The following is a 21,144-nucleotide window of genomic DNA, read 5'->3' as shown; positions in this document are numbered from 1 at the left end:
ATCGCATTACAAAAAAAAAGAATTATAAATACACAATAATGCTCGCTAGCATCGAGCCATAACAACACTGTGACAAGATGCTGAGTAACTAAACATGAGCATTATCGAGAAAGCAGGCTATTGCACACTGTGCCGCTCCCGCTGCGGCACCATCAACGTGGTAGCGAATGACACGCTGCTGGAGGTTCGTCCGAACCCCTCCCATCCCACCGGGAAAGCGATATGCCTGAAAGGAAAGTCAGCCCCTGAATTGCTTCATAGTGCTGATCGCATTTTGTTTCCAATGCGCAGGACCAATCCCAAGCACCATCCGGATCCAGGTTGGAAAAGAATTACTTGGGAAGAAGCACTCTCAGAAGTCGCCAATCGCCTCCAACATGCGAAGCGAAATGAGGGAGCCGAATCGGTCGCTTTCGCAGTCACCACACCCAGTGGGACTCCCTTGAGCGACAGCATTGACTGGATTGAACGTTTCATCCGCTTGTTTGGCAGTCCTAATACTTGCTACGCCACTGAGATCTGCAATTGGCACAAAGATCACGCTCACGCTTTCACATTTGGCTGTGGCATGCCCACTGCCGACTATCGTCGCGCTGAGCTGATTCTGCTCTGGGGACACAATCCAACCAATACCTGGCTTGCCCAAGCTGAAGCGATCGGGGCTGGCAGAAATGCCGGCGCCAAGTTAATCGTGGTCGATCCCCGAGCAACACCATTGGCAAGCCAGGCAGATCAGTGGCTGCGCGTTGCACCCGGCACGGACTTAACTCTGGCGATGGGACTTGCCAATCTGCTAATTGAATCCAAAGCATTCGACCTGGACTTCGTTTGTCGCTGGACCAATGGACCGCTTCTTGTCCGTGCCGACAATGGCCATTTTCTCCGAGGCCGCGATATCGGGTGGGCAGATGAAGATGCATTCGTAGTCTGGGACACCCTTACAGAAGCACCAACAGAATCGCGCACATTGCATAGCGAAGACTTTGCTCACTTGGCGCTACTCGGAACCTTCCAAGTCCAAATCGTAGGGCAGAATTCCCCACGCTTAGTGAACTGTCGGCCCGCATTTGAGCTGTATGCACTCGAGTGTGCGCATTACTCTGTTGAGCGAACCTCAGCTATTACCCAGATTCCAGAAGCCGACATACGCAATGCCGCGCGTCTCATCGGATCCGCAAGCCCGATTGCCTTTCATGCCTGGTCAGGCGTAGGTCAGCACGACAATGCGACTCAAACCGATCGCGCAATGGCATGTCTCTATGCCCTGACAGGTAGCTTCGACAAGATCGGCGGCAATCGGGTGTACCAAAAGCCACCGCACAATGCCGTTGTTTCGTTTGACCTCCTCTCAGACGAGCAGCGGCAGAAGGCATTGGGTTTTGCTGACCGGCCGCTGGGGCCCCCTTCTCAGGGCTGGATTACAGCACGTGATCTCTACAATGCCATCCTCACCGAGCAGCCTTATGCGATCCGCACGCTGATGGCTTTCGGCACCAACTTGTTGTTGTCGCAACCGGAAGTTGATAAAGGTGCCAACGCACTTGGCGCACTTGACTTCTATGTGCATTGCGACCTTTTTGAATCACCAAGTGCCCGTTACGCGGACATCTTGCTCCCCGTAAATACACCTTGGGAGCGGGAAGGGTTGCGTATCGGTTTCGAGATATCGGCGCAGGCCGAGCAGCTCGTTCAACTTCGCCAACGGATGGTTTCTTCCCGTGGCGAATCGCGGTCGGACAACGAAATCGTGTTTGATCTGGCGGTCAGGCTGGGGATGAGCGACCAGTTCTTCGGTGGCAGTCTCGAAGCGGGTTGGGACCATATGCTTAGCCCATCCGGTCTGAGCGTGGAAATTCTGCGTAACCTTCCGGAAGGCGTTCAAGTACCTATTGTGGACGTTGCAAGAAAGTACTCTACGCGTCCTCGGCATAGCGCATTCAACACGCCTACCGGGTTGGTGGAGCTTTACTCGGAGCGCTTGCTGAATCATGGCTATCCCCCTTTGCCCTGCTCTAAATCACCCCAAGACGGTGGTGGCACGGTACAGGGCGGCGCCTTCCCCTTAGTGTTGACTTCTGTCAAGAGCGGCTACTTTTGCCATAGCCAACATCGCAGTCTCGCATCCCTCAGACGCAAAGCGATTCGGCCAGAACTGGAACTGTCCTCGGAGTTGGCCGCTGCCCGCGGAATCAAGCAGGGCGATCCCGTCAGAGTCACAACCGCAGTCGGTAATGCACTGTTCATAGCACGTGTCACCGAGGGGCTGCATCCTGGGGTTGTGGTCGGTGAATACGGGTGGTGGCAACGGTGTGATTCGCTCGGCCAAGTCGACCTTGATGCCACCGGCAGTTCCAATAGCAACTTCAACAGCCTGATCTCTAGCGACAATATTGATCCCATCAGCGGATCTTCACCGCTACGGGCGTATCGCTGCGACGTCCAGCGAGATGAGCGTTTCGACATCGAGCAGAGGCGCTGGGAAGGATTCCGTGATTTTCGCATTGCCAAGCTGGTGAAAGAGACTTGCGACGTCACTTCGGTGTACATGGAGCCGCTCGACGGTGGCGGCTTGCCGGATTTCCAGCCGGGGCAGCACGCCACTATCAAGCTGTTGATTGGTCCACAAGAAGTGGTGCGCTCCTACTCAATGACCGGATCCGCATTCGTAGCCAATCGCAAGGGTTACTCGATATCGGTTCGGCGCGCTACTGGACGCACCCCCGACGGCGAGCAGGTCTTCGGTCGAGCATCCACCTACATCAATCAGCAATTGGCCGTGGGCGATGTCATCTCACTCCGAGCTCCGTCCGGTAAGTTCATCATGCCCGTTGCTACTTCGCGTCCTTTGGTTCTTCTGGCTGGTGGAATCGGTATTACACCGTTCATCAACTTGCTTGAGACGCTTGTTGATGTTGTGGCGCCCCCTGAAACTCTTCTGCTCTACGCCAATCAGCGTGGTGCGGCTCACGCTTTCAAAGCTCGTCTCAAAGCGCTCCAGGAGCGAATTCCTGGCCTTGGAATCATCAATTTCTACGACCGCCCCAGTGCGGAAGACCAATTGGGTGTTGATTACGACGTTGCCGGTCGAGTCAGTGCCGACTGCATTCCATCAGCGATGCTGAAACGCCGCCCGCTTTTCTACATGTGCGGGCCCGCTCCAATGATGGACGCCTTCACCAATGCGCTCATCGATGTTGGTGTTCCTCGCTTCGACATCATCAAAGAAATCTTCCGGTCCCCGTCAACGGTAACGGTGGAGCCTGGTCAAGAGTTTCGTGTGTCGTTCACCAAATCAAGCATCTCCCGCACGTGGAAATCGGCAGACGGACCACTGCTCAGCTTCGCCGAAAGCCTGGGTGTGAATTTACCCAGCGGATGCCGGGTCGGCCAATGCGAAAGCTGTTCCGTGCGTGTTGTGTCAGGAGCCACTCGGCATCTGCACGGCGAAGAGCCCGAAGACTCCTCCGTATGCCTGGCCTGCCAAGCAGTTCCAACCAGCGACCTTGTTCTTGACGCCTAACGACAGAGTTCCACCCACCTGGAAGAAGCAATCATGCTGATACTCGATGCCCCAACGACCCGCTCACTCCTCCCTTTTGACCAACTTGTCCCTGCACTGAAGAACGCGTTCAGCCGAGGATGCGAGGTTCCGCTTCGCCACAATCACAGCATTCAGGTCGACGGCAAAGAGCCCGGGACGATGCTGCTGATGCCTGCATGGCAAGCTGGAGAATACCTTGGCATCAAAACTGTCACTGTCTTCCCCGGGAACACCAAGCTGAAACTCCCGGGCCTGCATTCCACCTATATGCTCCATGACGCAAACACGGGTAAACCGCTGGCGTTAATTGATGGCAATGAAATTACGTCCCGGCGAACTGCTGCCGCCTCGGCACTGGCCGCTTCCTACCTGAGCCGCCAGGACTCCTGCTCCTTACTGGTGCTTGGTGCTGGGCGAGTCGCAAGTTTGCTGCCTTATGCTTACCGCGCGGTAAGGCCAATTGAACATGTTTCGGTCTGGGATATTGACCAAGGACAAGCTGAACGTTTGGTGGAACAGCTAAGAGCCGATGGGTTTCATGCAACAGCCGCCCAAGACCTGGAAAGCAATTGCAAAGTTGCCGACATTGTGACGGCTGCCACCCTGTCTACTGTCCCCCTCGTGCGGCGTGAATTCCTGCGACCCGGCACTCACCTTGATCTTATCGGTGGTTTTACGCCGCAGATGCGAGAAGCTGATGACTGCTGTTTCGACGGAACTTCCATATTCGTTGACACCAGCGAAGCCCCAATGAAAGCCGGGGATTTGCTGCATCCGATCGCGTCAGGCGTCATGAGAGAGGCCGATATTAGCGCTGATCTCGCTGAACTGTGCCGCAGCGGTCATCCGGGAAGAAAAAACAGTAAGGAAATTACCGTATTTAAAGCTGTCGGCACCGCACTGGAAGACTTGGCGGCCGCCGTAATGGCTTACGAAGCATACTGCAATTATGGTCAATAACAACTAACAACCTAGCGCTGCCATCAATTCAAATAAGTACAGGAGACAGCCATGAAAACTGCGACCATCACAACAAAGGAAGAAGAAACGACTTCTCACACAGGACTTGAGAGACTTGCAATCAGAGTAACGGAATGGTCGGAGAGATGGTTTCCGGACTCTTACATTTTTGCTGCAATTGCAGTAGTAGTAGTCGCCTTCGGTGCCTTGTGCATAGGCGCATCTCCAAAGGCTGTAGCCGTCGCTTTTGGTGATGGCTACTGGAGCCTTATTCCCTTCACCATGCAAATGGCAATCGTCGCGATATCTGGATATGTCGTGGCGGTTTCACCACCGGCGTCTGTGTTGATCCAAAAGCTCGCAGCGTTACCCAAGACAGCTCGAGGTGCAGTGGCCTTCGTAGCCCTTGTAAGTCTATTGGCCTCACTGTTCAACTGGGCGATAAGTCTCATTTTAAGCGGGCTCCTTGTACGTGCGATCGCCCGACGCACTGGATTTCGCGTTGACTATAGAGCAGCGAGTGCCGCCGCGTACCTGGGCATGGGAGCGACCTGGGCCTTGGGCTTGAGTTCCTCCGCCGCTCAACTGCAAGCTAATCCAGCTAGCTTGCCAAAATCCTTGTTGGATATCACAGGTGTAATCCCATTCTCGGAGACCATCTTCCTGTGGCAGTCGATGGCAATGACTTTCGTTCTGATTGTCGTCTCTGTGCTAGTGGCCTACTTCTCTGCTCCAACAGAAGAGCGCGCGTTAACGGCCAAGGATATGGGTGTAAACCTCAATGACACGGACGAAGCGGTGACACGACCGACCCGTCCTGGTGAATGGCTGGAATACAGTCCGCTGCTCACGCTGCTTATCGTTGGCCTCGGAGCCGTTTGGCTGTTCTTTGAGTTCACGACAAAGGACCCGGTCTTTGCAATATCCAGCCTCAACACCTACAACTTCATGTTTCTTATGCTGGGGATGCTACTCAACTGGCGTCCGAAGCGCTTTCTTCGAGCGGTAGCGAAGTCTGTACCATCGACTGCCGGTGTATTGATTCAATTCCCTCTATACGGTGGCATCGCGTTTATTCTAACCAAAGCACTTGGTCCGGACGGCGCAACTCTTTCCCACCACATGGCATCGGCATTTGTCTCAGTGGCTACTGAGGAGGCCTTTCCTGCCGTCATGGGTGTGTATTCGGCAGTGCTAGGTTTCTTCGTGCCTTCCGGCGGTGGCAAATGGATCATTGAGGCCCCCTATGTCATGCAGGCAGCTAACGAGTTGCATGTTCATCTGGGATGGGCGGTTCAGATATACAACGCCGCAGAAGCACTCCCCAATCTGATCAATCCTTTCTGGATGCTGCCACTTTTGGGCGTGCTGGGCATTAAGGCCAAGGACGTCGTCGGTTTCACTTTCACTCAGTTAGTTGTCCACACACCCCTTGTGCTGTTCATGTTGTGGGCACTCGCCTTCACCCTCACCTATCAGCCACCGGTTATGCCATAGGCCAACATCCTTGTGCGGTGCCTTCGTCGGTGCCGCACAAGCCGGGTATCTCTCGACAAGCTCTGTAAACTCACCCCCCCCATTGGTGGGCTTGATCTCACCTATACACAGGGCAGTGTAAAACTGGAGGACGACGAATGTTAACTAACACTTTGCTGGATAACTATGGTCGACGTATAGACTATCTACGAATTTCGGTGACGGACAGATGCGACTTTCGTTGTGTCTATTGCATGGCGGAAGACATGAAGTTCCTCCCTCGCCAAAGAGTGCTTAGCCTGGATGATCTTTACCTCCTCGCCGAGAGATTCGTCATATTAGGCACGAGAAAGATTCGTCTGACTGGCGGCGAGCCTCTCATTCGGCCTGGAATTCTCGAATTATGCGAGCGAATTGCAATACTGCCGGGTTTGAATGAACTTTGCTTGACCACTAATGGCTCTCATCTCGCTCGGCTGGCTTACCCCTTGTTCGCGACAGGTTTGAAGCGCCTCAACATCAGCATGGATAGCTTAAGACCCACTCGCTTTCACCAACTGACTCGAACGGGTGAGCTAAAACAAGTTCTGGTCGGAATCGACGCGGCACTAACGGCCGGCTTTCAGCAGATCAAGCTGAACTGTGTAGTGATGAAAGGCCGCAATGATGACGAAATCCTTGACCTGGTGACATTTGCCATAAACCACCGGATAGACATTAGCTTCATTGAAGAGATGCCACTGGGGAGGATTGATGAGCACAGTCGCGTTGAATCGTTCTGCTCAAGTGCTGAAGTGCGCAACCGCATTGCCGAACGCTACACGCTGATTAAATCGACGGAAACCACCAATGGTCCGTCACGCTATTGGCGCTTGGCAGAATTCCCATCCACTCGAATTGGATTCATTTCCCCTCATAGCGAAAATTTTTGTGCAGATTGCAACCGTGTGCGAATAACCGCAGAAGGGAAGTTATTACTGTGCTTGGGCAACGAGGAGTCCGTTGATTTGAAGAAAATACTGGAATGCTCCCTTGGGGATAATCTTCAACTCGATCAAGCGATACTGGGTGCGATGCGAAAAAAGCCGGAAAGTCACGACTTCCAAATAAGTGACGATGTTCAGGTCATTCGATTCATGAACATGAGTGGAGGATAAAAATACTTTTGAAAGTAAATCCGCCCCCTTTTTCCTTTTCTTTTTCCTCTCTTTTTCCTAAGAGTTCTGGGCCAGGCTGGGTTAATAAACGGCATTGGGCGGACTGTGGATTTCACTTGCCCATAGCGTTCCGGTGCTGTTCGGCAGCGCCCTGTTCGCACCTGGTTTTTCTGTTTATGGCGGTGTGTGCTGCGCTGATGACCTCTAAGGCTTGAGGCGCATCAAACGCTCATACTGAAAAACAAGCTCATTGGAAATCCTGGGCTTCTGGCAACTCCGGAACCGTCTGCTACCGTCAACAAGCGAGTCCGTATTGCGGCGGATTGTAAGGAGCAAACCCACCATGCCTGCCCATGAAGTGTCTTGGTCCACCCGTTTAAAACTGTCGCTGCTGGTGGGAGGACTCACCGCTACCTTGCTCGCGCTGGGTGGTTGCGCCACCGTCGACGCGCGGACTACCGCCTATGTAGGCGTGGAGCATCCCGCACCGACGCTGGCCAGCGAGGTCGCCGTGTTGCGTACCGAGCCCCTTCGTCCCCATGTACGGCTGGGCGAAGTGCTCATTGATGCCAGTGTCGATCCCGCCCCGCCTATCGCTCAGGTCGAAGAAAAACTGTGTGAAGAAACTGCCAAGCTTGGGGGCGATGCCGCGGTGGTGGTTTACGACCATATCCAACCCGTGGGCGCCTATGTCAACGGACCGCTATGGGCTCGAGACGTCAAAACCATCGAGGGTCGAAAACTCAAGGCGATTGTGATCAAGTACCGCTAACCACTTTCCAGGATTTTGTGCACACCCCAGATCAAAATGTGGGAGCGAGACCGGCTTGCCGGCGAAGCGGCGTTTCCACTGGACCAACCAGCAAACAGCACTAGACCATGACGCTGACATTTTTTTTGTTCGGGTTTATGCCGGCTTTGGCTCGGCGAATAGTCGGGCATGTAGTCAAAAAAGGAGCACCGCCATGCAGGAGCATCTGATGCCTGTCCCGTTCTACGAGGACACGGTAGTGCTGGTTGGTCAGGGCACTGATCCGTTTGTAGCGATGAAGCCGATCGTCAACAATATGGGACTGGACTGGGAAACGCAGTTGCGAAGACTGGAGGAGAGATTTAACTCAGCGGTGGTTGAACTGACCATAACGGGAGGTGATGGCAAACAATACGCAATGACCTGTCTCCCCCTTCGTAAGCTTGCGGCGTGGCTCTACTCAATAAGCCCGGACAAGGTGAAGCCCGAGTTTCGCGCCAAGGTCGTTCGTTACCAGGAAGAATGCGACGACGTGTTGTGGGACTACTGGACCAAGGGCAGCACTTCTCGCGCCGGATCGCAGAACATTGCTCAACTGATAGCCCTCTCACGCCATCGGGTTGCACTGCTCAAGGAATTGAGTCGTACCTGCGACAACGCCATACGCACTGCGATCCATGAGCAAGTCGCACTCGCCTCCCACCAGTTAGGATTGTCAGTCCCCGACCTGACCAGCATCGGGACCGGGACCGGCACACCACCTCCCGCCAACATGTTGGTCGAGTTCTGGGGGGCGCTGGCGTTTCTGGCCAGCAAGGGTGTGCGTTACAACCACTGCACCCCGTCGAAGGATTTTCTCTACCTACAGCTTCCCCACCTTGCCCAACTATTCAAAAAACACGACATTCAGATCAAGTTCACTCGCGAATTACGCCAGGCGATGCGGGAGTCCAAGCATCCACGTTATATAAGCAATACGACTCAACACAGCGCTATAGAACGCATATCGTTGAAATGCTGGGTATTCGAGTGGCCCGTTCGCCGCGAACGAGATGTTTTTGAAGCCCTCGATAAATATCCGGTCAGGCAAAATACAGCCTGACGGGATTTACCGCAGCCGAGTGAGCCCGCGACTGCGTTTTTTTGCCGGACTCTGCACGCTATATCACTCTCCTGACGCTGTCCTGGTTGACCATCGCTTTTGCCGAGACGTCCTTGATCGCGCTGATTTGCGGTGTGGTCCTGCTCGACTTCGCGGTGCAGGCAGTACACGCCCCCCCGCACTCTGCGAAAAATCGGCTCAAACCCTTACAATCCTGGCTTTTCACCCAAACCTGACAGGCAGCTAGGCCATGGCGCTCGACCCACCCACGATGTTGACACTCTCGATCGCCCTCGCCGCGGCCGCCGCGCTGTACCTGGCGATCGAGTGGCGCAGCATTCGCGAACCCTCGCTCCTGTTCTGGAGCGCGGGCTTTGCCACGATTACCCTGGGGTCGACCCTCGCCTTGCTGCGCATCAGCGGCCTGTTGCTGATCGGCATCTGGTTCGCCAACGGCCTGCTGGTGGCGGCCCACTGGTTTTTCCTGCTGGGCGTTGCGCGCTTCACGAAGGCGCGCCTGTCCCGCGCCTGGTCGCTGATTTTCGTCGCCTGGCCTGCCCTGCTGTTATTGCCGGACGAGCCGTCGTGGTCGAAGCTCATGCTGCTGGCGCAGTCGCTGCTGGTCGCGCTGTTGGCGCTCAGGGCCAGCTCCCTGCTGCGCCCCCATGGCAAGTCATTGAGCGTCGGGGCGGTACAGCTGCGTTATGTGCTGCTGATCCATGGCCTGTTCTATCTCGCCAAGGCGATAACGGCAGTCGTTCCGGGCACCTTGATCGACCTCGCCGCCTTGCGTGGCGAGATCATTCAGATCTCCCTGGTCGAGGGCGTGATGGCGATCATGCTGATCGCCCTATCGATGACCGGCACCGAGCGCTACCGGCGGGAGAAGCACATCGCACGGCTGGCCGAACGTGATCCGTTGACCGCCCTGTACAACCGCCGCGCCCTCGAAATGCGAGCGCCGCGGCTGCTGGATGCAGTTTCGACTGCTCGACCGGGCGCCTTGCTGCTGATCGATATCGACAACTTCAAACTGGTCAACGACCTGTACGGCCATACGGCAGGCGACCAACTGTTGGTCGCGCTGAGCGAGATGATTCGTTTGGCATTGCCCGAAAGCGCGCTTGCGGCCCGGCTGGGCGGTGACGAGTTCGCCATCCTGCTGGGTGACGCCTCTAATGAGCGAATCCTCGAACTGGGCAGCGCGCTACGGGACCGGTTTCACCAAGCGGCCTCGCAGGCCTTCGCCACGCCCGCAGCGGTAACCCTGAGCATCGGCGCCACGCTGTTCGACCATCCGCCGACCAGCCTGGCGGCACTGATCGAACAAGGCGACACCGCGCTGTATGCTTCCAAGCGTGGCGGACGCGACAGTATCCGCCTGGTCGACCGGACCCTGGCCAGCGTCGAGCCGCAGCGGGCACGTTGAATCGCTCGTAGTGGAGATCGTTGGCCGTGCTGGATGTCCCCGGCATGGCAAGCGCTGGCATCGACCGGTTGAATCCACAGCCAATAGCGGCCCTTCACGATGGGCCGCGTCTGCAGGTGACGTGACGAGCTGGATCAATACTCGGGTTGAAGCTATACCGAAAGGGTCAAGAGTGGGGATGGACCACACGCTCGATCAGCGACTGAGGAGAACTTCGCGGTGTCGAATCAGCTGGTCATACGCAACATGACCCGCCCCGAGCTGGACGAGCTCGTCGACTGGGCTGCCCGTGAGGGTTGGAATCCCGGGCTTCACGATGCCGAGCTGTTCTGGGCAACGGACCCTGCCGCCTTCATCGCGGCGTCCCGGGGCGGCGAATTGATCGGCGGCGGTGCCATCACCTCCTACAATGGCGAATTCGGTTTCATGGGTTTTTTCATCGTCCGCCCGGAATATCGCGGTCAAGGTCTGGGCAATACCCTCTGGCACGCACGCCGCGAGCGCCTCCTCGCCCGCCTGCGCCCAGGCGCGAGCATCGGCATGGACGGCGTCTTCGCGATGCAGGACTACTACGCCGAGGGTGGTTTCGTCTTCTCCCATCGCAACATGCGTTTTCGTGCCGAGATCGCCGAACGCCCGGCGACCTTGCCGGTAGACGACCAGGACATCGTCCCGTTGGCCACCTTCCCGTTCGATCAGGTTGTCGATTACGACCGCACCTGCTTCCCCGCCGCGCGCACAAGCTTCCTGAGCGGGTGGATCGCCCAAGCCGATGCACTCGCCGTGGGTTGCCGGCGCGAGGGCAGGCTAAGCGGCTATGGCGTAGCAAGGCGCTGCCGGGAAGGCTACAAGATCGGCCCCTTGTTCGCCGATGACGCCCTGGCAGCCAATGCGCTCTACACGCGCCTGGCGGATTTTGCGCAGGGTGGCCCGCTGTTTCTCGATGCGCCGCAGAATAACCCCGCCGCGATGGCGCTCGTGCACCAACAGGGCATGATCGAGGTGTTCGGCTGCGCACGCATGTACCTCGGCCCTCCTCCGGCGATCGCGCACGAACGTGTGTTCGGCGTCACGACCTTCGAGCTGGGCTGATGACCACAGGAAGGGTCAGCCAGAACACCCGCCGCCTGTTGCGTGAGGAAGGTGGTTTTCTCTATAGCTCGGACGCCTACAACGATGATCTGCCCTATAGGCTCCCAGGCTCGCCCGCCCACCTGGTAATCCCTTACACACGGGTCAACAACGACGCCCGCTATCTGCTGCCGAATGGTTTCGCCTGCGGTGAAGACTTCTTCCGGCTGCTCAAGGATGCTTTCGACTTGCTGTGGCAGGAGGGCGCGCAACACCCCCTTTCGAGTAACCCATCATGGTGACCCCGTATCTGATGAGCAGAGTTCGGGGAACACCCAACGGTCTATTCTTCAAGACTTGACTCCACTTGATCGGGGCGCTGATGCATGAACTCTCTCTGGATCGCACTGGCCATTTTTGGGTGCCTGGTTGCTGCCTCGCTTTTCATGATGCAGTGGTACCCTAAGCTGGCGTCCCACCACAGGGATGACGACACCAACACCGTCATTCGCCTGGTAGCCAACATTTTTGTGGTTATGACATCGCTGGTCTTTGGCCTGATGATCAATTCTGCCAAGAACACCTTCGAGTCCATTGATGCAAACATCCATGGGTATGCGACCAGCCTGATTATTTTTGATCGGACTCTACGAGGCTATGGAGATGCGACACAAGACACGCGCAATCGTCTGATCACCTATCTTGAGCGCGCTATCGAGAACCCGTATCGGGGAGACGAGGCGTTGCAGCATCGTAACAGCGAGGCGGCTAAATACCTGGATGACATAGGCAAGTCTTTGACCGATATAAAGCCCACGGATCGCTTCCATGAAACGATGCTTCAGGATATTCGTCAGCAGTACCATTCGCTCATCGAGCAACGTTGGAGGATCGTCGAGCAGTCAGAGGGAGCGATTCCCGGCCCTCTGATTGGGATGCTGGCTGCTTGGTTGACGCTCATCTTCGCCAGTTTTGGATACCGCGCTCCCCGTAACTCGATGGTGATAGGAATGTTCATCATCTCGGCATTGCTCATCGCGGCTTCTGTTTACCTTGTATTGGACATGAATGTGCCATTTCACGGCCCTATCCAGATATCCGACGAGCCTCTGCGCAGGGCGCTCGCCGTAATGCAGCTCTAGGGGGTTCATTGCGCACCCAATCCCCCGGACACCGATCCGGTGTCCCCATACAAACCCGATTCAAACACACTCAACGAAGCCGCCGAACGCGCCCTCGACTCCCACTTTCCGTCGACCGCCGACATCAAAGCCACCCCGCGCACTCCCAGTACCTTGTTTACGGTTGACCCGCAGGGATCATCTGGACGGCGGAATCGCGCCACGCCCTGCTGGGTATTTCCAACAGCATCATGCTGGCGGAAATCACGGCGAACCGGATGCTGGATCAGATCGATCCGCCTGCTTGAGGCGAACGAGTCAGCCATGCCGGCTGTGCAGCGGTCCCTTTGTTTAGGGGGCCGCATTTCAGCGGATGGCATTCCGTCCAAAGCGGTGGCCATTACGCCGACGCCTCACCCACTGCAGCGCGTTCGGCCACGTGCCGCAACGTGTCGAAATTGATATTGGCACCGGAGTCGATGGCGATCAGGGTCTGCCCCCGGACACCCGTGCGCGCTACGTATTTCTTGATCCCGGCCACGGCCAAGGCACCGGATGGCTCGGTGATCGAGCGGGTGTCGTCGTAGATATTCTTGGTGGCGATGCACAGTTCATCGTTACTGACGGTGATCACCTCATCGACGCAGAACCGGCACACGTCGAAACCATGGGCACCGATCTGCGCGACCGCTACGCCATCGGCGAAGGTGCCCACGCTGGGCAGGACTACACGCTCATCGGCCTGTAAAGCAGCATGCAAGCAGGCGGAGTGTTCCGATTCGACGCCTATGATGCGCACCTCTGGCCGCAGGTATTTGACGTACGCGGCAATGCCGGCAATCAAGCCGCCACCGCCCACCGGGACAAAGATTGCATCTAAAGGCCCTTGATGCTGACGCAGGATTTCCATGGCGACAGTGCCCTGCCCGGCAATCACGTCCTGATCGTCGAAGGGCGAAACGAAGTGCTTGCCGGTTTGCTCGGCCAGCCTCAGCGCATGGGCCAAGGCCACCGGAAAGCTGGCCCCGTGCAGCACTGCCTCGGCGCCGCGACTGCGTACACCCAGCACCTTCAACTCCGGCGTGTTGGCGGGCATGACGATGGTAGCGGCGATGCCGAGTTCCCGTGCCGCCAGCGCAACGCCTTGGGCATGATTGCCGGCTGAAGCGGTAATCACGCCGCGTTGCTTCTGCGTAGCGTTGAAGTTCACCAGTTTGTTGTAGGCGCCACGGATCTTGAAGGAGAAGGTCGGCTGCAGGTCTTCGCGCTTGAGCAGGATCTGATTGCCCAAGGCCAGCGACAACGCCGGTGCCGGTTGCAGCGGTGTACAGATGGCGAGTTCGTAGACCGGCGCGGCGAGGATCTTTTTAACGTAATGCGCAAGCAGGGTTTGTTGGGCAGGCGTACTGGACATGAGGGTCTCCTGACATTGATCAGAGCCCCGAGACAGAAAAAGAAAACCCGCCTTCAGGGCGGGTTGGGTGCTGCAGTCGTGAGCTAGCCCGCCAAGTGAGGAATGGCGGTAATAATGCTTGGCTGGCAGCGCAATACAGTGGAAGTCATGCCCGAAAATTAGCCGGGCGACGGGGGCAAGTCAATGGCCTATTTCGCTGCCCCTCTTTTGCCTGCCCAACTGTTAACTGCTTAACTGTGCAACCTGGGCTGTCGGATCTCCCGGATCGCGGTGCACGCGATATCTTGTTGCTCCCTCAATCGGCAAACCCTCCAGGGCAATCAATGTTCAGCTCACTTGTATCGAATGGCCAACTGGTAACGCCTCAGCGACTGGAATGCATGACGCCATGGTGGAGCTTTACCAAAACAGTCCTGGCCGCGACCGCATTATCTTTGGTGCGTGACGGGCTCGTACGACTGGACGACCCCGTTCCAGGTCAGCCTTTCACGTTGCGCCAGTTACTGCGGCATGAGGCAGGTCTCGCCGATTATGGCGAGCTTGCGGAGTATCACGCTGCCGTCGCCAACAATGAGGCAGCCTGGCCAGCAAGTGAGATGATCCGACGTCTCGATGGAACACGACTGCGATACATCCCCGGCGCCGTTGGCACTACTCGAATGTTGGCTATATGTTCATCGCCACCCTCATCGAACGGGTCACTGATCTGACGCTTGAAGAGGCAGTGGATCGATATGCACTAAAACCCTTGGGCCTGTCCAACGTCCGCTTCGCCACAACCAGAGCAGATCTACAGCAAACCTCCCCGCAAAATACATCGGACTATGACCCCGCGTGGGTTTATCACGGCTTGCTGATCGGGCCCATTTCGCAAGCGGCGCTGTTGCTTGATCGGGTGCTTGGCGGACACCTGCTCCCCACTGGACTGCTGCAGGAAATGCAGGCCGCGCGAACATTGGGTGGGCCGATTCCCGGTCGGCCATGGGTTACCCCAGGCTATGGACTGGGTGTGATGCAGGGTTCGATCGAGGGGGGCTTGACCCTGTGCGGACACACCGGCTGTGGACCTGGCAGCGTCATCGCGGTTTACCGCCTCTCGTGCGGTGGCGCCTCGGCGTGTTGTGCAAGTGTTGAGGCAGACGCCAACGAAGGTGCAGTCGAAGCGCATGTCGTTCGGCAATTGATCCAGGCCTTGCGTTAGGCGGTTGCAGGGGGCCACCTCTACCAAGCCCCTCCAGGGCAGACTCAGAACCGCTCCTCCGCGAACGGAAAATTCGCCACTCCGGCAGCGCTTTGTCACGCCTCGAACTGATATGTTTTTTTTTCAGTTGTGTTGCATATGGATTTTTATTGTGTCATTTATAGCCTCGCCGATCACAGGACCGATCCACCTCGCCAACCCGGATGGCGGGCGTCCGCTTCCCTCAAATGCCCTCAAGGAGTCAACAATATGAACAAGACAGAACTTCTAGGTGCGCTGGCGCTATGCGCGTTCAGCTTCCTGGCACAGGCCGACGAAGACAGCCTGCGTATCGGCATCGAAGCCGCCTACCCGCCCTTCTCCTTCAAGACACCCGAGGGCAATGTCAGCGGGTTCGATTACGACATCGGCAATGCCTTGTGCGAAGAAATGAAGGTCAAGTGCGAGTGGGTCATTCAGGAATTCGACGGCATGATCCCGTCGCTCAAAGTGCGCAAGATCGATGCCGTGCTGTCGTCGATGTCCATCACCGAAGACCGGATGAAGTCGGTGGACTTCAGCAAAAAGTACTACCACACCCCGGGCAAGTTCGCGATGAAGGCCGGCAACGTGATCAATGACCCGTTGGTGGACCTCAAGGGCAAGAAAGTCGGGGTGCAACGCTCCTCGACTTACGATCGTTTTGCCACCGAGCAACTGGAAAAAGCCGGCGTCGTCGTAGTGCGCTACGGCTCCCAGAATGAAGCCTTCCTCGATCTCGCCTCGGGTCGTCTGGACGCCACCCTCGCCGACATCGTCAATACCGATGAGAGCTTCATCAAGACACCCGCTGGCCAGGGCTTCGCACTGACAGGGCCCGACATCAACGACCCGAAGTATTTTGGCCGGGGCGCCGGAATCGCCGTGCGCAAAGGCGACAGCGCCAACGTTGCGCGCCTGAGCGCCGCGATCGACACCATTCGCGCCAATGGCAAGTACCAGCAAGTGATGGCCAAGTACTTCGCGTTCGATATCTACGGCGAGTAAGCCTTACCTTCAGCCCCGGCGCCGGCCCATTGCAGGCGTCTCCCGGGCATGTCTTGCGCGCCTCGCGGCGCTCGCTTGAGGAACTTCATCATGCTCCACGGCTACGGATCGAGCATTCTCGATGGCGCCTGGCTGACCATAAACCTGGCCTTGACCTCCATGTCCATGGCGATTGCCCTGGGGCTGATCGGCGCGGCTTTTCGATTGTCACCGCTGAAGTGGCTGGCCATGCTCGGGGAAAGTTACACCACGCTGATTCGCGGCATTCCCGACCTGGTGCTGATCCTTCTGATCTTCTACGGCGGCCAGGATCTGGTAAACCGCATGGCCCTGGCGTTCGGTTACACCCGCTACATCGACATCAACCCCTTTATCGCCGGGGTCTGCACCATGGGCTTCATTTTTGGCGCCTACCTCTCGGAAACCTTTCGCGGCGCCTTCATGGCGATCCCCAAAGGTCAGGCCGAGGCCGGCGTGGCCTATGGCATGAGCAGTGCGCAGGTATTCCGGCGAATTCTGGTGCCGCAGATGATCCGTTTCGCCATTCCCGGGTTCACCAACAATTGGCTGGTGCTGACCAAATCCACCGCGCTGATCTCGGTGATCGGCTTGCAGGACATGATGTTCAAGGCCAAGAACGCCGCGGATGCCACCCACGAGCCTTTCACGTTTTACCTCGCGGTGGCGGCGCTGTACCTGATGCTCACCAGCCTGTCCTTGCTGGTGCTGCGCTATCTGGAAAAACACTACTCGGTCGGCATCAAAGCCGCCGAATTGTGAGGGGAGCCCGCCCATGATTCTCGACTACAACCTGATCTGGGAAAACCTGCCGCTGTATTTCAACGGCGCCTTGTTGACCCTCAAAGTCCTGCTCATTTCCCTGGCCCTGGGTTTGGTACTGGCGATTCCACTGGCGCTGATGCGGGTGTCGCGATCGCCGCTGATCAACTTCCCGGCCTGGCTCTATACCTACGTGATTCGCGGCACGCCGATGCTGGTGCAATTGTTCCTGATCTATTACGGCCTGGCGCAGTTCGAAGCGGTGCGCCAAAGCGTGCTCTGGCCTTACCTCTCCAGCGCCACTTTTTGCGCCTGCCTGGCCTTCGCGATCAACACCAGCGCCTATAGCGCAGAGCTGCTGGCCGGCAGTTTGAAAGCCACCCCCGATGGCGAGATCGAAGCCGCCAGGGCCATGGGCATGTCACGCCTGACCCTGTATCGGCGGATTCTCATGCCGTCGGCCTTGCGCCGGGCCTTGCCGCAGTACAGCAACGAAGTGCTGATGATGCTGCAAACCACCAGCCTGGCCTCCATCGTCACCCTCGTCGACATCACCGGGGCCGCGCGCACTGTCAGCTCACGGTTCTATCTGCCGTTCGAGGCGTTTATCACCGCCGGCCTCATCTACCTCGTCCTGACCTTCATCCTGGTACGTCTGTTCAAGCTGGCCGAGCGCCGCTGGCTGGCGTACCTGGCACCCCGCAAGCACTAAGGAGCTGCTATGGAGCACATTAAATACCGCTTGCCGTGGAGTGCCTCGGGCACCGAACGCACGCTGACCCTGTTTCGTTTTGGCAGTGGATCACGCAAAGCGTACATCCAGGCGTCGTTGCATGCCGACGAGTTACCGGGGATGCGCGTCGCCGTCGAGCTCAAGCGCCGTCTTCTGGAACTGGAAGCACAAGGCCGCCTGACCGGGACGATCGAGTTGGTGCCAATGGCCAATCCGATCGGGATCGCCCAGATGTTCCAGGCCACCCATCAGGGGCGCTTTGAGTTCTCCAGCGGCAAGAACTTCAATCGCGACTTCCCGGCGTTGGTCGATGCCGTTGCACAGCTGCTGGAAGGCCGATTGGGAAACGATGCCGACGCCAATATCGCACTGATCCGTCGCGCCATGGGCGATGCCCTGGCCGCCATGCCAGCACCGGACTCGGAGCTCGACGGCCTGCGCCGCCTGTTGCTGCAGCATGCCTGTGACGCCGATGTGGTGCTGGACCTGCACTGCGATTTCGAATCGATCATGTTGTTGTATGCGATGCCGCAACACTGGCCACGCTTGCAGTCGCTGGCCGCGCGCCTCGGTGCCGGGGTCACGCTGTTGGCCGAAGACGCGGGCGGCAGTGCCTTCGATGAAGCCTGCGCTATTGCCTGGTTACGCCTGGCCGAGCGCTTTCCTGCCGCCAATATTCCCCTGGCGTGCGTGGCCACCACCATCGAATTGCGCGGCATGGCCGACACCGAACGCGTGCAATGCGTCGACAGTGCACGGGCGATTCTCGGGTATCTCGCCGATCAAGGCCTGATCAGCGGCGACTGGCCAGCGGCACCGCCGAGCCATTGCCAGGCCATGCCATTCGCCGGCGCGCAGTACGCCTGTGCGCCCCATCCGGGCGTGGTGAGTTTTCTGCAACCGCTGGGCGCGCAGGTCAAGGTCGGCGACCCGCTATTCGAAGTCATCGACCCGCTGACCGATCGGTATAGCGTAGTGCGCGCCAGCACCGACGGCATTCTCTATGCCCGCGAACGGCTGCGCTTTGCCCAGCCTGGATTGTGGCTGGCCAAAGTGGCAGGCGTCACCCCCATTCGCCAGGGTCGCTTGCTCAGCGACTGATTCCAGAGAGTTCAAACCATGTACAAACTTGAAGTTCAGGACCTGCACAAAAGCTACGGCGCACACCAGGTGCTCAAGGGCGTGTCCCTGCAAGCACAGGCCGGCGACGTGATCAGCATCATCGGCTCCAGCGGCTCGGGCAAAAGTACCTTCCTGCGCTGCATCAACCTGCTGGAGCAACCCAATGCGGGCACTATCGTGCTCAATGGCGAACCGCTCAAGCTGGCGGCCAACAAGCTTGGCGGGTTGAAGGCGGCCGAACCCAGGCAGTTGCAACGCATGCGCTCGCAGCTATCGATGGTGTTCCAACACTTCAACCTCTGGTCCCACATGAGCGCCTTGGAAAACGTCATGGAAGCCCCGGTGCATGTGCAGGGGCTGGGCAAGAAAGAGGCTCGGGAAAAGGCCGAGCACTACCTGGACAAAGTCGGGGTGGCGCACCGCATGAACGCCTGGCCGGCGCATATGTCCGGTGGCGAGCAGCAGCGCGTGGCCATTGCCCGCGCATTGGCGATGGAACCGCAGGTGATGCTGTTTGATGAGCCAACGTCGGCGCTCGACCCCGAACTGGTCGGCGAAGTGCTTAAAGTCATGCAGGATCTGGCGCAGGAAGGCCGCACCATGGTGGTGGTGACTCACGAAATGGGCTTTGCCCGCGAGGTGTCGAACCAACTGGTGTTCCTGCACAAGGGCGTTGTCGAAGAGCGCGGCGCCCCGCGCGAGGTGCTGGTCAATCCACAGTCCGAACGCCTCCAGCAGTTTCTGGCCGGGAGCTTGAAGTAAGGCCGTCGTCCACCCCTCCACTGCTCGGCGCTGCCCTCACAAGGTTGGCTTCGGATACACTCCAGCCAACCTTGTCAGGGCATCAGGCACAGCCCTTCTCTCACCTTCAGGAATTGTTGAGCCGGATATGCCCACCCCATCGAAAGACACCACGGTCTATGCCGCGCCGGTCATGCGCAAACTGACGGAAATCGTTGCCGAACTGCCACCGTCGTTGCGCAAGGTGGCGGACTTTATCCTGCGTCACCCGCTCAAAGCCGCGACGCTGACCATCGAGGAGATGGCTCACGAAACATTGACCTCACCCGCCGCCGTCAACCGTCTGGCCAAAGCGCTGAACCTCGGTGGTTACAGCGGCATGAAGGCCGAGCTGGTCGCCACATTGCAGCAGATGGTGTCGCCGGTCGACAAACTGCGCAACGAACTTGCCCAGCGCCCGGGCGGCGCGTTTGGCCTGCATGAGCAACTCCAGAGCGCCAGCAGCAACCTGGCCACCGCAGCGACCAACAACCATGCCGACACCTTTGAAGCGTTCGTCACTCGCCTGACCACGGCACGTAAAATCTACATTCTGGGGTTCGGCAACAGTGTGTACTTCGCCGGCCTCGCCGCCTCGACCCTGATGCCCTTCTGTGCCGACGCCACGGCCATCAGCATGGAGGGCGGCAACGAAAATGCCGCCTACCGACTGGCCGCGATCACTGACCGTGACGTGTTGCTGGCGATCTCCCTGCCGCGCTACTCCCTCGACACCCTGCAACTGGCACGCTTCGCCAATGAACGTGGCGCATCGGTGCTGGCCATTACCGACTCTCCCGCCTCGCCGCTCACCGGCATTGCCGAGCACACCCTGTTTGCGCCTTGCGATCACCCGGTGCTGACCAGTTCCAACATCGCCGTGCTGGCCTTGATCGAAGGCTTGGTCGCCGGCGTGATGGCGCGCAATAAAGAAGCGGTCAAACTGGCAACCGAACTGACTGAAAGCGTGATGTCGTACCTGCACATCCCTGCCAGCGGCAAACCACCGAGAAAGTAGTTCCTCTTGTTCTCCGTCGGTCGCCTAAAGCTCCTCTTTTTGCCTCGGGGTCCAAACGTTGATGTGCGACTCTAACGCAGGCGTACAGCAACTGAGATCACCGCATGAGTACTCGAAGCCCGCAGCCATCAACGGCCGTTGCTGGAATGACAATCATCCGGCATGGCACCCACAATTACGTGCTGCCGAAGTTTCACTGATGCGAAGGCGACGTGCGTAGGAGCGAGCTTGCTCGCGAAAAACTTCAGGACACCGCGGGGTGTCAGGAGGCCAGCGTCATCGTTGGCGACCTTCCGAGCAAGCTCGCTCCTACAGGATTTCGCTTTATTCCAGGCAAAACAAAACCCCTACCTGCATGCGCAGATAGGGGTTTCGGAATTTAATCTTGACGATGACCTACTCTCACATGGGGAAACCCCACACTACCATCGGCGATGCATCGTTTCACTGCTGAGTTCGGGA

General features: G+C 57.8%; 16 protein-coding genes and 3 pseudogenes. 18 read left to right on the top strand and 1 reads right to left on the bottom strand.

All coding sequences use genetic code 11. The features are described 5' to 3' along the window. Positions 1-94 precede the first annotated feature (94 nt). The 11 genes and pseudogenes from BZ163_RS07660 to BZ163_RS35475 all read left to right on the top strand — a co-directional run bounded on the left by BZ163_RS07660 (position 95) and on the right by BZ163_RS35475 (position 12,916). On the top strand, positions 95-3,520 hold the full coding sequence (locus tag BZ163_RS07660; RefSeq protein ID WP_128870426.1) for a molybdopterin-dependent oxidoreductase: 3,426 nt from the start codon (positions 95-97) through the stop codon (positions 3,518-3,520). A 33-nt stretch (positions 3,521-3,553) separates the two neighbouring features. After that, complete coding sequence (locus BZ163_RS07655) at positions 3,554-4,501, top strand: ornithine cyclodeaminase family protein (RefSeq protein WP_128870425.1); 948 nt, start codon at positions 3,554-3,556, stop codon at positions 4,499-4,501. 51 nt (positions 4,502-4,552) lie between these two features. Further along, a complete protein-coding gene (locus BZ163_RS07650; RefSeq protein WP_128870424.1) occupies positions 4,553-5,998 on the top strand; it encodes a short-chain fatty acid transporter in 1,446 nt (481 codons plus the stop codon). A gap of 137 nt (positions 5,999-6,135) precedes the next feature. Beyond that, positions 6,136-7,134, top strand: coding sequence for a GTP 3',8-cyclase MoaA (gene moaA, locus BZ163_RS07645; RefSeq protein WP_128870423.1), 999 nt, complete (start codon positions 6,136-6,138; stop codon positions 7,132-7,134). A 343-nt stretch (positions 7,135-7,477) separates the two neighbouring features. Continuing rightward, entirely contained in the window at positions 7,478-7,906 is a 429-nt protein-coding gene (locus BZ163_RS07640; protein WP_128870422.1) for a hypothetical protein, read from the top strand. Positions 7,907-8,099: 193 nt separating this feature from the next. Further along, the gene (locus BZ163_RS07635; RefSeq protein WP_128870421.1) at positions 8,100-8,987 is read left to right on the top strand and encodes a phage antirepressor N-terminal domain-containing protein; all 888 of its coding nucleotides are present in this window, start codon (positions 8,100-8,102) and stop codon (positions 8,985-8,987) included. Positions 8,988-9,237: 250 nt separating this feature from the next. Then, positions 9,238-10,416 carry a GGDEF domain-containing protein gene (locus tag BZ163_RS07625; protein WP_128870419.1) on the top strand — a complete coding sequence of 393 codons (1,179 nt, stop codon included), beginning with the start codon at positions 9,238-9,240 and terminating at the stop codon, positions 10,414-10,416. A gap of 219 nt (positions 10,417-10,635) precedes the next feature. Next, complete coding sequence (locus tag BZ163_RS07620; RefSeq protein ID WP_128870418.1) at positions 10,636-11,508, top strand: GNAT family N-acetyltransferase; 873 nt, start codon at positions 10,636-10,638, stop codon at positions 11,506-11,508. A gap of 5 nt (positions 11,509-11,513) precedes the next feature. Next, positions 11,514-11,765 (top strand): annotated as a pseudogene (locus BZ163_RS07615) (chitin deacetylase); the annotation flags it as partial. A 108-nt stretch (positions 11,766-11,873) separates the two neighbouring features. Next, entirely contained in the window at positions 11,874-12,629 is a 756-nt protein-coding gene (locus tag BZ163_RS07610; RefSeq protein WP_128870417.1) for a DUF4239 domain-containing protein, read from the top strand. Positions 12,630-12,668: 39 nt separating this feature from the next. Then, positions 12,669-12,916, top strand: a pseudogene (locus tag BZ163_RS35475) (DUF6124 family protein). Between the two features lie 92 nt (positions 12,917-13,008). Here BZ163_RS35475 and ilvA read toward each other — a convergent pair. Then, positions 13,009-14,022 carry a threonine ammonia-lyase, biosynthetic gene (ilvA, locus tag BZ163_RS07600; RefSeq protein ID WP_128870416.1) on the bottom strand — a complete coding sequence of 338 codons (1,014 nt, stop codon included), beginning with the start codon at positions 14,020-14,022 and terminating at the stop codon, positions 13,009-13,011. Between the two features lie 323 nt (positions 14,023-14,345). On the opposite strand from ilvA, the pseudogene BZ163_RS07595 reads away from it, so the two are divergent. From BZ163_RS07595 to BZ163_RS07565, 7 genes and pseudogenes are all read left to right on the top strand, one after another. Continuing rightward, positions 14,346-15,223 (top strand): annotated as a pseudogene (locus BZ163_RS07595) (serine hydrolase domain-containing protein). 249 nt (positions 15,224-15,472) lie between these two features. Further along, entirely contained in the window at positions 15,473-16,249 is a 777-nt protein-coding gene (locus BZ163_RS07590) for an ABC transporter substrate-binding protein (RefSeq protein ID WP_128870415.1), read from the top strand. Between the two features lie 90 nt (positions 16,250-16,339). Next, positions 16,340-17,029, top strand: a complete 690-nt coding sequence (locus BZ163_RS07585; protein WP_128870414.1) for an ABC transporter permease — start codon at positions 16,340-16,342, stop codon at positions 17,027-17,029. Positions 17,030-17,042: 13 nt separating this feature from the next. Next, the gene (locus BZ163_RS07580; RefSeq protein WP_128870413.1) at positions 17,043-17,741 is read left to right on the top strand and encodes an ABC transporter permease; all 699 of its coding nucleotides are present in this window, start codon (positions 17,043-17,045) and stop codon (positions 17,739-17,741) included. 9 nt (positions 17,742-17,750) lie between these two features. Next, positions 17,751-18,863, top strand: coding sequence for a succinylglutamate desuccinylase/aspartoacylase family protein (locus BZ163_RS07575; RefSeq protein ID WP_128870412.1), 1,113 nt, complete (start codon positions 17,751-17,753; stop codon positions 18,861-18,863). 18 nt (positions 18,864-18,881) lie between these two features. Further along, entirely contained in the window at positions 18,882-19,646 is a 765-nt protein-coding gene (locus BZ163_RS07570; RefSeq protein ID WP_128870411.1) for an ABC transporter ATP-binding protein, read from the top strand. 127 nt (positions 19,647-19,773) lie between these two features. Beyond that, positions 19,774-20,682, top strand: coding sequence for a MurR/RpiR family transcriptional regulator (locus BZ163_RS07565; RefSeq protein WP_128870410.1), 909 nt, complete (start codon positions 19,774-19,776; stop codon positions 20,680-20,682). Positions 20,683-21,144: the final 462 nt, after the last annotated feature.

It is taken from the genome of Pseudomonas sp. VI4.1 (assembly GCF_002029345.1).
In the GTDB taxonomy this organism is placed as follows: domain Bacteria; phylum Pseudomonadota; class Gammaproteobacteria; order Pseudomonadales; family Pseudomonadaceae; genus Aquipseudomonas.
The sequence above is the reverse complement of the archived record's forward strand: the minus strand, read 5'-3'. Positions and strand labels throughout refer to the sequence as shown.